15 protein-coding genes are annotated in these 16,255 nt (G+C 50.1%); 13 read left to right on the top strand and 2 right to left on the bottom strand.

Annotated elements, in window-relative coordinates; translation table 11 throughout:
- Positions 1-15 precede the first annotated feature (15 nt).
- On the top strand, positions 16-990 hold the full coding sequence (locus CAP48_RS12730) for a tripartite tricarboxylate transporter substrate binding protein (RefSeq protein WP_100697300.1): 975 nt from the start codon (positions 16-18) through the stop codon (positions 988-990).
- 261 nt (positions 991-1,251) lie between these two features.
- Here the strand turns inward: CAP48_RS12730 and CAP48_RS12725 are convergent, their stop codons facing one another.
- Positions 1,252-2,202: a LysR family transcriptional regulator gene (locus CAP48_RS12725; RefSeq protein WP_100697298.1), complete on the bottom strand. Its 951-nt coding sequence runs from the start codon at positions 2,200-2,202 to the stop codon at positions 1,252-1,254.
- 238 nt (positions 2,203-2,440) lie between these two features.
- On the opposite strand from CAP48_RS12725, the gene CAP48_RS12720 reads away from it, so the two are divergent.
- From CAP48_RS12720 to CAP48_RS12695, 6 genes are read left to right on the top strand one after another with little or no spacing between them, the layout of a single operon-like run.
- Entirely contained in the window at positions 2,441-3,460 is a 1,020-nt protein-coding gene (locus tag CAP48_RS12720; protein ID WP_242444479.1) for a mandelate racemase/muconate lactonizing enzyme family protein, read from the top strand.
- A gap of 53 nt (positions 3,461-3,513) precedes the next feature.
- Positions 3,514-4,851 (top strand): ABC transporter substrate-binding protein, encoded by a 1,338-nt coding sequence (locus CAP48_RS12715; protein ID WP_100697294.1) that lies wholly within the window; start codon positions 3,514-3,516, stop codon positions 4,849-4,851.
- 39 nt (positions 4,852-4,890) lie between these two features.
- The gene (gene argH, locus CAP48_RS12710) at positions 4,891-6,429 is read left to right on the top strand and encodes an argininosuccinate lyase (RefSeq protein ID WP_100697292.1); all 1,539 of its coding nucleotides are present in this window, start codon (positions 4,891-4,893) and stop codon (positions 6,427-6,429) included.
- A gap of 36 nt (positions 6,430-6,465) precedes the next feature.
- Entirely contained in the window at positions 6,466-7,527 is a 1,062-nt protein-coding gene (locus tag CAP48_RS12705) for an ABC transporter ATP-binding protein (RefSeq protein WP_100697290.1), read from the top strand.
- A 1-nt stretch (position 7,528) separates the two neighbouring features.
- A complete protein-coding gene (locus CAP48_RS12700) occupies positions 7,529-8,425 on the top strand; it encodes a carbohydrate ABC transporter permease (protein WP_161495256.1) in 897 nt (298 codons plus the stop codon).
- A complete protein-coding gene (locus CAP48_RS12695) occupies positions 8,422-9,342 on the top strand; it encodes a carbohydrate ABC transporter permease (RefSeq protein ID WP_100697286.1) in 921 nt (306 codons plus the stop codon). The genes CAP48_RS12700 and CAP48_RS12695 overlap by 4 nt, the downstream gene beginning before the upstream one ends.
- Positions 9,343-9,486: 144 nt before the next feature.
- On the opposite strand, the gene CAP48_RS12690 is transcribed toward CAP48_RS12695, so the two are convergent.
- Positions 9,487-10,413 (bottom strand): LysR family transcriptional regulator, encoded by a 927-nt coding sequence (locus CAP48_RS12690; RefSeq protein WP_100697284.1) that lies wholly within the window; start codon positions 10,411-10,413, stop codon positions 9,487-9,489.
- A gap of 92 nt (positions 10,414-10,505) precedes the next feature.
- On the opposite strand from CAP48_RS12690, the gene CAP48_RS12685 reads away from it, so the two are divergent.
- The 6 genes from CAP48_RS12685 to ectB all read left to right on the top strand — a co-directional run bounded on the left by CAP48_RS12685 (position 10,506) and on the right by ectB (position 16,250).
- Complete coding sequence (locus tag CAP48_RS12685; RefSeq protein ID WP_100697282.1) at positions 10,506-11,459, top strand: oxaloacetate decarboxylase; 954 nt, start codon at positions 10,506-10,508, stop codon at positions 11,457-11,459.
- Positions 11,452-12,294, top strand: a complete 843-nt coding sequence (locus tag CAP48_RS12680; RefSeq protein ID WP_161495255.1) for an amidohydrolase — start codon at positions 11,452-11,454, stop codon at positions 12,292-12,294. The genes CAP48_RS12685 and CAP48_RS12680 overlap by 8 nt, the downstream gene beginning before the upstream one ends.
- Before the next feature lie 43 nt (positions 12,295-12,337).
- Positions 12,338-13,285 carry a tripartite tricarboxylate transporter substrate binding protein gene (locus tag CAP48_RS12675; protein ID WP_100697279.1) on the top strand — a complete coding sequence of 316 codons (948 nt, stop codon included), beginning with the start codon at positions 12,338-12,340 and terminating at the stop codon, positions 13,283-13,285.
- Between the two features lie 479 nt (positions 13,286-13,764).
- On the top strand, positions 13,765-14,310 hold the full coding sequence (locus CAP48_RS12670; RefSeq protein ID WP_100697277.1) for a MarR family winged helix-turn-helix transcriptional regulator: 546 nt from the start codon (positions 13,765-13,767) through the stop codon (positions 14,308-14,310).
- The gene (gene ectA, locus CAP48_RS12665) at positions 14,307-14,870 is read left to right on the top strand and encodes a diaminobutyrate acetyltransferase (RefSeq protein ID WP_100697276.1); all 564 of its coding nucleotides are present in this window, start codon (positions 14,307-14,309) and stop codon (positions 14,868-14,870) included. The genes CAP48_RS12670 and ectA overlap by 4 nt, the downstream gene beginning before the upstream one ends.
- 81 nt (positions 14,871-14,951) lie before the next feature.
- A complete protein-coding gene (gene ectB, locus CAP48_RS12660; RefSeq protein ID WP_100697274.1) occupies positions 14,952-16,250 on the top strand; it encodes a diaminobutyrate--2-oxoglutarate transaminase in 1,299 nt (432 codons plus the stop codon).
- Positions 16,251-16,255 lie beyond the last annotated feature (5 nt).

The raw sequence follows: 16,255 nt of genomic DNA, 5'->3' as shown, positions 1-16,255 counted from the left end.
ACCAAGTTGGATTCCATGAATATCCAAAAAAAATGTGTATTTTTAATGGCAGCAATGCTGGCGCAGTGCCATATCTCGTTTGCAGCTGCGTCAGAAGTTGAAGCAAATTGGCCGCAGCGGCCCGTCAGGTGGATCGTCGGCTTTGCGCCCGGCGGCACGGCCGATATTCTGACGCGTATTGCAGCAGAACAGCTGGCAAAAAAACTAGGAAAGAGCGTCGTCGTTGAAAATCGCCCTGGCGCGTCGGGTGCACTTGCATTGAATCTGGTCGCCAATAGCCGGCCGGCCGATACGCTGCTTATTACCGTTCCCGGCCCCATTATCTTTCCGCGTGAAGAGCCGGCCATCGGTAAAGGGCTGGACCCCGTAATCATGCTTGCAGAAGGTCCGATGATTATTGTGGGGCCTGCTTCCAACGCACAACATAGTTTCGCTGACGTTATCACAGACGCAAAACAAAACCCACACAAATGGAATTATGCAACATCAGGCACCGGCACTTCGCAACATCTGGCCGGGGAAATGATCAACCAGCTCGCTGGCACGCAAATGGTGCAGGTTCCCTACAAAGGGGGCGGGCAAGCGGTATCTGATGTTGTTGGCGCCCAGGTGCCGCTTGCGATACTTGGCCCTACGCCGGTGCTGCCTCACATTGCGTCCGGTGCGTTACAACCCTATGCAGTGACCACGACTTACCGCTTGCCATCGCTAAAGAACGTGCCGACAGTAGCCGAGGCGGGAATTGACGGGTATGATGCGAGCCAATGGTTTGCCCTGGCAACGACGAAAGGCGTACCACAGCAACGCATAGAACGGCTTAACGAATTTCTTTCTGATATTGTTAAGACCCAGAAGTTTAGAGAGGCTGTCACTGCCGCAGGAATGAAAATTGCGCCGGGGACGCCCGAAGGCTTGCTGAAGTTCATAGAGGAGGATCGCGATAAGTGGGAGAGTCTGGTAAAGCAGCGCAATTTGAAAATAGGGCAGTGATCATAATGCGTATGGCTGTCATATCGTTGCTATTTTTGTACCCACATCCGTCAATTCAAAAAAAAAGCGGAAATGCGGTGGGAGGCGCAAAAAAAAGTAACGCCAGTGACAGCGTTTTCAGGTAACGGCCCAACAGCTCAGTTTTTGCGACCTATCTGGAAGTATATCCTGAGATTCGGATATTGAATAATGCTGCCGCTGGCCCAAAGCGTGAGGCTTTGGGCTTCCATCTATTTACCGCTACGCAAATAGAAACGCTGTTTATTGCTGGCCCATACCCTTCGGGCTTACATGCTTTTCTGCCTTGGCTATTCCTTCTTCGATCAGAGCCGGAATCAGTTTTCTGACACGCTGCACCACCAGGCGCGCCGCAAGTGAAATCGGATGGTGCTTAGATATACTCAATGTGATGATTCGGGCGATACTTGGATCAATGAGCTTCACCGCCTTCAGGGTGCCTGCGACGACTTCTTTGTCTACCGCCAGAAATGGCGATATTGTGAACGCGTCACCGTTGGTGGCGATGGTACGCATCGTGGATAAAGAGCCGACTTCCAGAACAACATTTAAATTGAATCCGTTTTTGCTGGCGTTTTGCTCTAATACAGCGCGCAAACCATTAGGAGCAGCAGGCAGAACCAAAGGTACGTCCTTGAGATCCTTGAACGAAATGGAGTAATTGTCGAGCAGCGGCGAGTCAGGTTTGCCTACGACAAATGACTCGACCTGTCCGAGAACATCCTCAGATGGATTCACATCCTTTCTGTAGCGATTCAATATCGCCAGGTCTAGTCTGCCCGAAACAAGTAATTCGTCCAGTTGGCCGGAGAGCCCTTCCATGATCTGCAGGCGAACAGCGGGTGCAACGGCTCTGATATCCGAAAATATCGAAGTTACAAATTCGCGCGACAGCGAAGGCAAGATGCCTATGCAAACTGTACCTGTGGGGACGCCGGCCGCATTTTTAACTTCCTCATTCAAGCGCCTGGCCTGAACCAATAGCGACTGAACCTGGGGCCGGATCCGGCGACCGAAATCCGTTAGCGCGACACCGCGTCCAGTTCGGTGAAATAGCCGGTCTCCCCATTCGGATTCTATTTGGGCAAGCTTGCGGCTGATTAGCGGTTGAGCTACTTCACTCACCTTTGCTGCCTGAGACAGAGAACCCAGTTGGGCAACCAACTCAAAGATTTCCAATTGATCAAGAGTCATTGTTATCTATAAAGTAGATATCTGGTATAAGAAATATTACTCTATCGCATATGTAATTGCCACGTTAAAGTGTAAAAACGTTAGGTTTCTTAAAAAATAGTGACAACTTCGTTGTTCACAAAAATCATTAATGAGGCAATTTACATGCGAATTCGGGAAATAGAGAACATCTCCTCTGGAGATTCCACTTAAGAAAAATTTTGGCGGAAGCACGTACAACGTGCTGAAACGCTGCACTGTGATTACCAGAATAAAGACCGATGATGGTCTGGTAAGCCAGGTTTATAACGGCGACAATCGCGACCACACAAAAGATATTATCCAAATCATACAGAATGAACTGGCACCGCTGCTGATCGGCGAGGACGCATCCCAGATAGAAAAGTTGTGGGAGAAGATGTTTCTCAAGACCCTTTCGCACCAACAACGCAAGCTCGTGTTGGAGGCCATCGCATGTGTGGATACCGCTCTTTGGGACCTGCTGGGCAAGGCCTGCTCCAGTAATGTTTCAACACTGCTTGGAGGGTATCGTCAAAGCCTGCCGATCATTTCTATCGCCGGTTATTACGAAAAGGACAAAACGCTAAATGATCTGGCCAGAGAGATGGATTGGCTCAAAAACAATGGCATGGCAGGGTGCAAGGTCAAGGTTGGTGGGCTGTCTCCCAAGGAAGATGCGGCACGTGTTGCCGCCGCTCGCGACGGGGCCGGCGCCGATTTCATTCTTGCAGTCGATGCCAACCGGGGTTGGAATGTACAGGATGCGATCAAGTTTGCCCACCTGATTGAGGACCTCGATATCAGCTGGTTCGAAGAGCCATGCCACTGGTATGACGACGCCTTCATGATGGCGCAGGTCAGGAAGCAGACTCATATTCCTATCAATGCCGGCCAATCAGAAATGTCGGGTCACGGTGTACGCAGACTGCTGGCGGCCGATGCTGTTGATTATGTGAATTTGGATGCATCCGAAAGTGGCGGTATCACGGAGTGGCGCCGCGTAGCGGGAATGTGCGCGGTGCATGGTGTAAAAATGGCCCATCATGAGGAGCCTCAAATAGCTACGCATATGCTTGCCGCAGTTGCACATGGATCCTATGTAGAATGCTTTGCCAACCTGGAGCGTGACCCACTGTGGCCGCGACTGGTTGCGAACCGACCGTCTATCAAAGACGGAACAATAGAGGTACCACAAGGACCTGGCTTTGATCTCGAATTTGACGCAGATTTCATAAAGAAATATCGAGTTGATCAGTGATATAGAGTGCAGGAACCCAATACGAGACAAATCATACAAAATAAGGAGACAACATGTCCGTCAATAATCTGAATAAAAGCATCGGTTGTACATTGCTATGCGCCGCAGTAATTTCTGGAAGCGCCATGGCGCAAGCCAAACAGGAAATCCGTTTCTTGAATAATGAAACAGATCCGCCCAGCGTCACTTTTTATAAGAACGCCATTGTTGAATTTGAGAAACAGAACCCGGAAATAAAAGTTTCCATGGAGTTGACCAGCACCGACGGGAGATTGCAGAAGGTTGTCTCGTCGTTGAGCTCCAAATCAATGCCCGATGTTTTTAAGTTGCTCTCGGAAGAGCGATTCGAGTTCGCCAAAAAAGGCTACGTTGTACCGCTGGATGATCTCTATGGCGAAATTGGTGGCGATAACTTTGTCGATGGTTCGATAATGAGAATTGATGGACATGTCTACGATCTGCCGTACACCCTGGGCAATTTCAATGTGCTTTGGTACCGTAATGACCTTCTGAAGGAAGCCGGAAAACAGGTGCCCAAAAACTGGGAGGAAACCGAAGCCATTGCCCAGGAGATGACAAAAGACGGTTCGTACGGGTTCATTTTCCCTGCCGCAAAGACTCGCATGAACACCATGTTTTTTTCGACACTGATGTGGTCGGCAGGCGGAACCTATTTTGATAAGGATCTGAATGTGACATTCAATAATCCTGGGACCATCGCCGCGCTGAACTTTTTAAAGAAAATGGCAACCTATTCGCCAGCAGGAATTGCTTCGTATTCATACAGCGAGATGATCAACACGTATCTGACTGGAAAAGTGGCTCTGGACATTTATGCACCGCGGTTGATTGCAAACGTTGCGACAAATACGCCTGACCTGCTTGAAAAAACCTCGGCAGCGCAAATGCCGGCTGGTCCGTCTGGCGTCGGCGTCAAGTTTCTTAGCGTAAACAACTATGCAGTCGCAAGTCCCAAGGTTGGTGGAAAGAACCCCGAAGCGGCCAAGAAGTTTCTTAAGTACATATTGACAGCGGAACGCAGCCGCGATTTTTCATTGACCGCGTTCCCTCATTTGATCCCTCCGCTGAAGAATGTGCAGAAAACGGTGCTGGAAGAGGGTATTTCCCAACTCAAAGGCATCCGGAATCTGGCCGACATTCCCTTTGATACGTCAAACAGCCTGGATTTCGAAACTGAAGCCGGAGCAAAATTCGAGAACGGAAGGGTAGTCAAATCCGGTGTCGTCAATCCGTATATCGGTCCGATTATCGCCCGCAACATCCCTGCTGAAGTAGTACAGCGGGTTGTGTTGAACAACGAGAGTCCCGAAAAAGCAGCAGAATGGGGCCAGAAAAGAATGCAGGCACTGGTTGATAACCAGAAAAAATAACCGCTATATCTATTTACACAGAATAAAACAGGAATCCGTATGCAAGAAAAAGAAATCGTCTCTTTGAGAGAAAGAGTCAAGTCACCACCTGCAAAAACACTTGTGCAGTCCTATTACAAACCCGCGGTGGAAGCGGGTATCAAATATCTGTTCGAGCATGAAATGAATATTCACCTGGCGCATTCACTCATGCTTGAGCGTCAGGGTATTGTTGATTCGGATAGCGTGACGAAAATCCTGAAAACCTTGATTCTACTAAAGAAAAATGGTGCGGCTACGTTGGATATCGACTATCTGCAGGAAGATTTATATTCCTATGTGGAGTCTTATATCATCGGGCAACTTGGACCGGATACCGGCGGCAGAATGCACACCGGTCGCAGCCGAAACGACCTGAATACGACATCGTGGCGTATGGCGCTTCGTGAGAAGTTGATCGCCTTGATGGAGAATCTGAATCAGCTAAGACAGTCGGTGCTGACGCTTGCCGAACAAAACATAGGCACGATTATGCCCGGATATACGCACTCGCAGCACGCTCAGCCGATATCCCTTGGATACTATCTGCTGTCTGTCGCAGACTTGTTAAACCGTGATTATATACGGGTCAATCACGCATTGGAAACCAGCAATTGCTGTCCCTTGGGCTCTGGCGCACTAAGTACGACTGGTTTTCCCATCGATAGAGAATACGTCAGCAAACTATTGGGTTTTCCGAGTCTGATAGAAGTGGGGTACGACGGTGTCGCCAGCCGGGACGATGCGCACGAGGCCGCTGCCGCCATCGCCGTACTCATGACAGGTATTTCCCGGGTGGCTACTGACTTGCAGAACTGGAATACCATGGAATATGGAATGATTGAATTGGCCGATGAATTCTCCAGTGTCAGTAGTATTATGCCGCAAAAGAAGAATCCTCAGGCGCTCGAGCATGTCAAAGGTTCTGTTGCGTATGTCACCGGTTCACTGGTAACTGCTCTGGCATGCTCGAAAAATACCTCTTTTGCCGATGTCAACGATGGCGTAACCGCACCGAATGTGCCGCTTATGGAAGCAATAGCGAAAACGTCGCTTGCAAGTGAAATTATTTCAGGCGTACTTCAGACGTTAAAAATCAATCACGAGAGAATGAGCCACTTGGCAGAGGTTGGGTTTGGTACGGCTACTGAGCTAACAGATGTCATCGTTCGCGAGACCGGGCTGTCATTCAGAAAAGCGCATAATATTGTCGGAATGGTAGTGCGGGAGACCATTGAGTCATCTCGTACTGCGCTCAGTATTTCATCGGAAGACTTGGATGCAGCTGCGCAAAAGCTTTTCGGCATAACACTGAATATTGAGCCATTGGCGATCGAGAAGTCGCTCAATCCACAGCTGAATATAAAGTTGCGTACCGCAACCGGCGGACCTGCCCCGGAGACAATGGAAAAAATGATCGCGCGGCGCAAATCCGATTTGACAAAGCAATCCAATCAGCTTTCTCAGTTGCGATCCGTGCTGGAGCAAGCCAATAGTCATTTACTGGCCCTTGCAGAAAAATCAGCGGGGCGCAGCCTCGCGTGTTCGACGGGTGATTGACATCTGTCATATGAATTCACAGAAATAGGAGGAATTATGGCCAGTCTTGAAATAAGAAATATTAATAAAGTATTTGAAAAACATAAAGCAGTTGGAAATATCCAACTCAACGTGGCGGATGGGGAGTTTGTTGTTCTGCTTGGGCCTTCCGGCTGTGGAAAGTCAACTTTGCTGCGTATGATCGCCGGGCTTGAGATGCCTACGGAGGGCGACATTATCATAGGCAGCAGGGTGGTGACACAATTGCCGCCCAAGGATCGTGATATATCCATGGTCTTTCAGAATTACGCCTTGTACCCGCACCTTTCTGTTTATGAGAATATCGCATTTCCGCTACGCATGAGAGGGTGGAAGGGTTCCAAACTGGATGAAAAGGTTAAGTGGGCGGCAAACATGGTGGAAATAGCGCCCTTGTTCGAGAGAAAACCAAGGCAAATCTCCGGCGGTCAACGCCAACGTTGTGCATTGGCTCGATCCCTGGTCCGAGAACCTTCTGTCTTTCTTCTGGATGAGCCGTTATCGAATCTGGATGCAAAACTCAGGCAATCTGCACGGGAGCAACTCCGGGATTTTCAGGAGCGAGTCGGACTGACCTCAATTTACGTCACTCACGATCAAACCGAGGCAATGGCGCTAGGCGATCGAATCGTGATAATGGATAGTGGCAGCATTCGGCAGATCGGTACTCCTCAGGAGATCTACGAACAGCCTGCCGACACGTTTGTTGCGACATTTATCGGGACTCCCCCGATGAATCTTATACAGGGCGAAAACTTCATCACAGGGTTCAGGCCCGAGAATTTCATGCCTGAGTCCTTCTTTGATAACAATACGAGCTTGGTGAAAGTGCCATTCGAACCGTACCGGGCGGAGTATCTGGGCGACGAGAAAATCTATTATGGCGCGACACGCGGCCCATTTTTCTCTGATCGGGTCATTGCGAGGGTACCAAATACGTTCAAGGGATCGATTCCGTTAAACGAAGTGTCCACATTTGCCGTTCCCGAAACTGGATTGCATTATTTTGAGTCCGGGAACACCGGCAAGGCGGTCACTCGTCGAAAGTCAGGACCTAATGTTAACGCCAGGGAGCATTAACATGTCTGACTCTATCTCTGCCCTAAAAGGCGATCGCTTTATCGCGTACTGTACATTATTGCCCAGTGCCGTGATACTGCTTTTACTTGTGGCGATTCCCACAGTACTGGTTGCGATATTAAGTACTCAAGAGGTCGGACTCGGTGAGCATAGCGGCCCGTTTGTAGGGTTGTCGAACTTTATCGACGTCCTGACCAGTGATACTTTCTATCGTGCGCTAGTCAATACCATTATTTGGGTATTTGGCAGCGTGGGTTTGGATATGCTCATCGGAACAGCAATTGCGTTGTTGCTTAGCAAAACGTTTTTCGGACGCGGCATCGCACGGGCGATTGTGCTGGCGCCATATTTGATTCCCACCGTGGTGGCAGTATTGATCTGGAAGTACATGTTCCACGATATTGTGGGAGTGCTCAATTACCTGTTGCTAAAGGTGGGGCTCATTGAGAAGCCTTTGTTGTGGTTGACCAGTGCCAATACTGCAATGCTGTCCGTTATTCTGGTCGGCGCCTGGAAGTTTTTTCCCTTTGTCGTTCTGGCGTTGCTTGGAATATTGCAGGCGATCCCACAGGAGCAGTATGAAGCGGCCAAAATAGACGGGGCCAGCGCCTGGCAACAGTTTGTCAAAATCACACTTCCGCATGTGCTTCCGGTATTTTTGCTGACGGCAATGTTAAGAACAATATGGACCTTTCACAAGTTTGACATCATTTATCTTCTGACCGGTGGCGGACCGCTGGATTCGACGACGACGTTGCCTGTATTAGTGTACCAAAAGGCCTTTGTGGACTTTGAAACAGGAAACGCGGCAGCGATTGCCATTGTGACCGGCGTCATATTGGCATTCCTTCTGGGGATCTATTTTGTTTTGATCAAGCTGGCAGAGGATAGACAATGAATAAACAACTTACTTCCACATTCAACGGGTCGCCGCGACCCAAGGCCGGCGTCGACGCTCTGTTCGGCGAGGGTGCGATAGCAAAATTCCAGCGCCTGTCGAACCGGGCGATGATCTATATGCTTGCGCTTACCATGGTCACGGTAGTGGGATTTCCCTTGTTCTGGATGGTTATCTCCTCGTTTAAGTTGCCAAACGAGATGTATCTGTTTCCACCCAATTTTCTTCCGGCAGAATGGACGTTAGAGAACTATTCGGACCTCTTCACCCAGACCAGTTTTAGCCTTTATTTTTTAAACAGTCTGATCGTCAGCGTCGGCGCGACGTCTTTGTCCCTTGTTATCGGCGGACTGGGTGCATACAGCATCAGTCGCTTCCGGTTTTTCGGGATTGCGGGTTTTTCCAGAATTACCATGCTTTGTTATATGTTGCCAGAGGTGCTGATTGTGATTCCTCTCTACATATATGTCATAGAGCTGGGATTAGCCGACACTTTATTTGCACTTATTATTGGTAACACCGCTTTCACGTTGCCTCTTACGCTTTGGTATATGAAATCGTATTTCAATGCCATACCGGCAAGCCTTGAGGAAAGCGCCATGATAGATGGGTGTACCCGCTTGCAGGCTTTCCGGAAAATCACATTGCCTCTGGCACTGCCGGGACTCATTGCGACAGGGATGTTCAGTTTTAACCACGCCTGGAATGAATTTCTGTTTGCTCTGGTATTTACTTCGTCAGAAAGTAATAAGGTTCTGTCGCTAGGACTGGCGACCTGGATCGGGCAGGACAACATTTACTCTTGGGGAATGTTAATGGCCAGTGCCGTATTGGTCGCGATTCCGGTCATGTTGTTTTATCTCTTGGTACAGCGTAAGTTAGTAACAGGCTTGGCAGACGGTGGCGCTAAGGGCTAGCGTTCCTGCAGGCACCGGACTTGCACAGGAAGGTGCCGATGGATTGGCACCGCTTTTCTTCTTTGGTTGGGTTCATGTTTGTGCGTTTCAGAGTCTATGGTCGCGTAATCGCTACTGCGCCACAGGCCAAATTTGAATTTGTTTTTATGTGGTTATTTCAGAATCCAAAGGCATGAAACACCGGGATTCGAGCATCACGCTTCTGGCAATACTTACGAGCGCGGCAATGCCTTCTGAGCGGGTTGCCTTGGGATATGCCGCACAGATATGTAGTGGCGCGAATGGCGTTCTCTGTTTATAGCTCACAACCAAACCCTTTTGAATCTCATCTCTAAGTATGCAGGTTGGTAAAACTCCAATTCCTACACCGCCAGACACCAGGCGTGCGAGCATGGCAAGGCTGTTGCATGTGCTGGAAGTGGGTTCTCCGCCGCCTTCTTTTGCCCACCAGTCAAGCATCATTTCGTGTAATGGCGATGTCTTTGGCATGCAAAGAATGGTGATGTCAGCGAGTGTTTCCGGTTGAGCGATGCTTATCTGAATGGATGCCGTCCGGCTTCCCATCCATGCAACCGGAGCTGTTGCCAGCGGTTCGATATGTATGTGCGGCGGGTAGCCGGGGTCAGCAAGAAAAGCGACGTCTAGTTTATTGGTAGCTAGCTCTTCTGAAAGTACATAACTGTTACTTACCGTCAATTCAATTTTGACTCTTGGGTAACGCTCTCCGAAAAAAGAGATGATCTGCGGTAGTACCGCAATTGCAATCGTTTCTGATGATCCCACACGCAAGGTCCCCTGAAGCGGATCGTTCGTTCTTAAGCGTGTTTCCATTTCATCCAGAAGTCTGAGTAGCTGTTCAGCGTATTGAGTGGCCACAACGCCATCGGCATTGAGTTTTGCTGATCTGCCATCGCGTTCAAAGAAAGTCTTCCCCAGTGCCTCCTCCAAATCACGAATTCGAAGGGAAATGGTAGGTTGCGTGACATTGATATGCGCTGCGGCCGCCTGGAATGAACCGAGCCTGGCGATGGCAGCAAGTGCTTCAATCTGGGCCAGCGAATAATGACGCATTAAAATTTCCTATATAAATGCCATTAAAAGTTTAATTTGTCTAATGAATTTGGCCTTGTTAGGATACCCTAAACGACTGAAAGAGGAAATCAATGAGCAAGGCTAAACAACTACGCGATGCGATATACGGGCCCGAGATTCTGGTGCAGCCCGGTGTCTTTGACGGCTTCAGTACCAGGCTTGTCGAACATTCGGGTTACACAAGTGCATTTATCACGGGAAGTGGCGTCAGCGAATCTCGTATAGGCCAGGTTGATGTCGGTCTCATGGGGCTGGAAGAAAATGTTGCGGCCGTGCGTAGCATCGCCGCATGCTCCAATCTTGCATTGCTCGCCGATGGCGACACGGGGTACGGAAATGCAATCAATGCCTATCACACCGTCCGTCTTTTTGAACAGGCGGGAGCAGCGGGTGTGATGCTTGAGGATCAGGTCTGGCCCAAGCGCTGTGGACACATGCGAGGAAAGGAAGTCATTCCGGAAGATGAAATGGTTCAAAAGCTTCGGGCGGCCTGCGAGGCACGAACGGATAAGGACTTCATCATCAAGTCCCGCACTGATACGCTTGCTACACACGGACTTGACGAAGTCTTGCGGCGCCTGAATGCATACGCCGAAGCCGGGGCAGATCTGCTGTTTGCCGATGCGCTTCTTGATGCTGAACAAATCCGCACCGTTGCAGCAAACGTACCCAAGCCACTATGTGTCAATATGGGTTTCGGGATCCGCCAACGATCAACCACACCGTTATTATCTGCAGCGCAACTTCAGGACCTTGGCGTTGCAGTCGTGATCTATCCTCGGCTGTTGACTGCCTGCGCACTCGCCGGCATGAAGCAAGGCCTGGAAATTCTGGGTGAATCGATTGCCAACGGGCAGGCAGCAGATCGACCTGATGCCGCGTTAAGTTTTGAGGAGCTGAACGAAATAATGGGAATGGCTCAGATTGAGGCGCTGGAGCAGCGTTTTCTGACACCCTCCCAGAAAATTGCTAAATACGGTTCTGAACAACATGGCTCTATCAGTGGAGGGGCAGCTCATGACTGATCTGTCTGATATTGCAAGTCGAATACCGGCGGGTGCAGCCGATTGCCATGCACATGTCATAAAAAAAGATATGCCACTTGCCAGTAACCGCCACTCCCAGCCTGCGCGGGACGCAAGTGTGGAGGAGTACCTGCGGGTGCTGGATACCCACGACATCACATATGGGTTACTGACGGCGCCAAGTTTTTACGGAGCCAACAATGAAGTGCTTGTGCAAGCGCTGGCCCAGGCGGGTGGCCGCTTGCGGGGTACTGCGATTGTAGAACCGGGGATTACCGAGAATGAGCTGTCTTACCTACAGGAGAATGGCGTATGCGGAATCAGATTTAACTGGATCAGGCGCGATGTGTTACCCGATATCGAATCAGGTGAGTATCAGAGGCTACTGGCGAAGGCAAAGAATCTTGGGTTTCACATAGAGATCTATCTGGAAGGGGAATTTCTGCCACCCGTTCTCAAGGCGGTTAACAAAAGCGGCGTCCGTGTGGTGGTTGACCACTTTGGACACCCGGAAGGGAAGGACGGAGTAAATAGTCAAGGATTTCACGTACTCCTTGACGCCGTTGAAGCCGGTAACACGTGGGTCAAGCTTTCAGCACCTTTTCGTTTGCGGGGCAGTGATCCCGCGACACTGGTCAAAAAAATTCTTGCCCAATCCAATGGTGAGCGCGCAGTCTGGGCTACCGACTGGCCATGGGTGGGCCACGAGGACAATATCACCTATATCGATTGCCTAGACTGGCTGTTTGATTGGGTGCCAGACAAAACGGCAAGGGATCGCGTGCTGGCGGAGAACGCGCAGCGTCTTTTTGGATTCGGCGCACCCAAAACGTAGTTCCTATATTGCTTGTAATATTTTTCGATCTGCAGGGGACAACATGATGAACAAATATAAATATTTTAGTGCAGCGCTTTTAATGATTATGGCTCAGGTGGCTGCAGCTCAAGATGTGATTAAACTTATCATACCGACGTCGCCAGGCGGAGGCACTGACTCGCTATTTAGAGCTATTGCCCATCAGGCTGAGCCACATCTGGACGCAACGCTGGTCGTGCAGAATGCAGGTGGAGCGGGTGGCGCAATAGGCGTGAGCCAACTTGCGCGGTCGAAACCTGATGGTTTGACCGTCGCAGGCGTATGGATGGGGCCTATTACAGTGGCCCCGCACAGCATAAAAACCAACTACAGCATGAAGGATTATATTCCCGTGATCATGCTGGACAGTGCGCCTTATGTACTCTGCGTAAAACCGGAATTTCCGGCAAGCAACGGCAAGGAGCTTCTTGATGTACTCAAAAGCAAACCAAACACCTATACCTTTGGCACGGATGGCGTTGCCGGCCCGGGGCAGCTCGCGGCGGAGCGCATATTCCAACACTTCGGCGTAAAGGCGCGTGACGTTCCGTATCGCGGCGCAGGAGAAACCATGCCCGCGTTATTGGGCGGGGTAGTGGATGTATATGTTGGGTCCGTCCCGCCGGCGGTAACAATGGAAAAGGCCAAAACCGCCAAGTGTCTGCTGACCACATCCGCCAAGCCAGTGCCTGCGCTACCGAAGGCGACTACCCTGAGTGATATAGGAATCCCGGAGAACGAAACGCTTTTGTGGCACGGTATTGTCGCTCCGGCAGGAACACCGGATCAGGCAGTAAAACGTATCGAAGACGCATTTGAAAAGGCAGCGAGCTCACCGGAAATGGATAAGTTTTTTGAAACTGCGGGGGTTACCAAAACGATCCTCAAGCGCGATGAGTTCTCCAAGTACATTCAACGTGAATACGACACTATGGGGAAAATGGTGGACCAGTTGGGACTAAAGCAATAGTGATGCTGGTCAGCAGTTGGAGCAGGGGAGATGTTTGCCTGCGTTCAGCCTGGAACCTGAAGCGGCCAAGAGATCGAGAGCACGCAATGTGACGGCTTCGGCAGTAGGGGCGGGAGACAGTTGAATGCGGTCTGCGCTACGAAATTTCCCAGTTAGCAGGATAGGGAGTGAGAAGCTCTGACTTGTCCACACGCGAAACGCTGCGGGGCTCAATGTCGATTGGTAGGCAAACCGCCTCTATTTTTACAAACAAGAAATATATCGAATTTAACGTATCTTAATTACAATTAGTTCCAATTTCGATGAAGTTGGCGTGTAAATACCGGATTAATTCCCCGATTTAAACGACAAATTTTGTTTCAAAACACATCATTTCTTCATCGATGATTAGAATACAAACTGGTTTGACATCAATGGTTCTATCGCATATGATTAGGGCTGAAATGATTTTAAGGGAAGTGAATTCTCTATAAATAATTATGAGTAAAACAATTAATACGCAAGCTCAATACGACATACGTATCTTAAGCGCCCTGCGCCGCATTACCCGCGCAATCGCCGTGCATTCACGGCAACTTGCGGCCTACAGCAATGTGACCGCGCCGCAGCTAATCTGTTTGAATGCCATTGTTGAGAATGGCCCCATTACGGCCACGGCCATCAGCCGCAAAATCCATGTTAGTCCCAGTACAGTAGTTGGCATCCTTGACAGACTGGAAGATAAGGGCTGGATACGTCGTGAGCGCGGCCGCGAAGATCGCCGCATTGTGTTTATTACCGCAACGGATGCAGGCGCTGAACTCGTCCATGCGACGCCTTCACCCATTCAGACCCAGTTGTCGGATGCGCTGAAGGATTTACCAGAAACAGAGCAGGCGTCCATTACGACGTCGCTCGAAAAAATTGTCATGCTCATGGAGGTGCACAGCGTTGTGGCTCATGAGATTTCCAACGAACCGGCATCACCCCTTCTGGACGTTCCAGTCGCCGGTTCTTCGCACCCAGAATCCGGGATTTTAATTTGATTGACACGGCACCCACGACATCTCAAACGTATTCGCAGCAGTCCGATGCATCAGCAGTGCACACGGACCGGTATCTGCTAAGAACACCCGCCAGACGTGACGGCTATGACATCTGGCAACTGATTTCCGCGTGCCCACCGTTGGATTTGAATTCCGTTTACAGCTATCTGTTGCTGTGTGAGCACTTTGACAAGACCTGCGTCGTCGCCGAGACAGACGGCCAAATCGATGGATTTGTGTCCGCCTATCAACCTCCTGGCAGGGATGACGTATTGTTTATCTGGCAGGTTGCCGTCCACGAGCGTGGGCGCGGCCATGGACTGGGCCAGCGAATGCTGACAAGTCTGCTAGAGCGGCCAAATCTGGCGCATGTCCGTTCCCTTGAAACGACTGTGGGTCCGGACAACGCCGCATCTCGTCGCATGTTCGCTGCTGTCGCTCGCAACATGGGCGCCGGCATCGAAGAGAGCCCGCTATTTGAACCAGAATTATTCGGGCCTCAAGCGCATGACGATGAACGACTTTTAAAGATTGGGCCTCTCAGGCCAACGCCGGGCTAGGTTGCGTCACCAGGGCGTGTTCGGCGTCCGAATGCCTTACAGGCATTGACCTTTTAATATTAAATCAAATAGGAAAAAATCATGGATTTAGAAATTTTCGACCGCATGGAGTCTGAAGTACGTGGTTACGTACGTTCATTCCCCGTCATATTCACACAGGCCAAAGGTTCTGTACTGACTGACGAATCAGGAAAGGAATACATCGATTTTTTCAGTGGTGCAGGAACATTGAATTACGGGCATAACAATCCGATTCTCAAGAAAAAGCTGATTGAATATCTCGATACCGATGGCGTTGTCCATGGTCTGGATATGGCTACATCGGCAAAAAAATATTTCATGGAGACTTTCGAGCGCGTGTTGTTAAAACCGCGCAAAATGAATTACACGCTGCAGTTCACCGGCCCGACTGGCACTAACGCTGTCGAGGCTGCGCTTAAACTGGCGCGGCAGGTCAAGGGGCGTTCTAACATCGTTTCGTTTACCCATGGTTTTCATGGTGTAAGTGGCGGCTCCCTTGCCGTGACTGCCAATGAGAAATTCCGCAATGCCGCCGGTGTCTCTTTGCATAACACAGCCTTTATGCCGTTTGATGGTTATATCGGCCCCGATGTTGACACCATCGCTTATTTTGAACGCATGCTGGAAGACCCTAGCAGTGGTCTGGATCTGCCGGCTGCCGTTATTGTTGAGACAGTCCAGGGCGAGGGCGGCGTGAACGTGGCCAGCTGGCGCTGGATTCGCGAACTGGAAAAACTATGCCGCAAATACGACATGCTCTTGATTGTGGATGATATTCAGGTCGGTTGTGGTCGCACAGGCAGCTTTTTCAGTTTTGAAACGGCAGGCATCAAGCCCGACATTATTACATTGTCCAAATCTTTGTCCGGTTTTGGTTTACCCATGTCACTTGTGTTAATGAAACCCGAGTTGGACGTGTGGAAGCCCGGCCAGCACAGTGGCACGTTCCGTGGCAATAACCTGGCTTTTGTGACTGCCGCTCAGGCACTCGATAGCTACTGGACTGATGATCAATTCCAGAACGAAACACGTCGCAAAGAAAGTATTGTGCGCGACTGGCTTGAAAATCTTGTGCACAGCTTCCCTGAAGCCGGTTTCAGCGTGCGCGGACGAGGCCTGATTCAGGGCCTGGTCAGTAATGACAAGCCCGAACTGGCAAATAAAATTGCCCAGCAGGCATTCACTCACGGACTGGTGATCGAGACTTCGGGCGCCCAGGATGAGGTGCTTAAGATTCTTCCTGCGCTGACGATTGAAGACGAGCAACTGACTCGTGGCCTGGAGCTGATCGAGCGCAGCGTTGGTGAAGTGCTCAAGCAGGAAGGCAAAAAAACCAAAGTACTTAAATTTGGAGCATAAGTAAT

This window comes from Advenella sp. S44 (assembly GCF_002810445.1).
Classification (GTDB): domain Bacteria; phylum Pseudomonadota; class Gammaproteobacteria; order Burkholderiales; family Burkholderiaceae_B; genus Advenella.
This window is presented reverse-complemented; position numbering and strand designations above follow the sequence as displayed.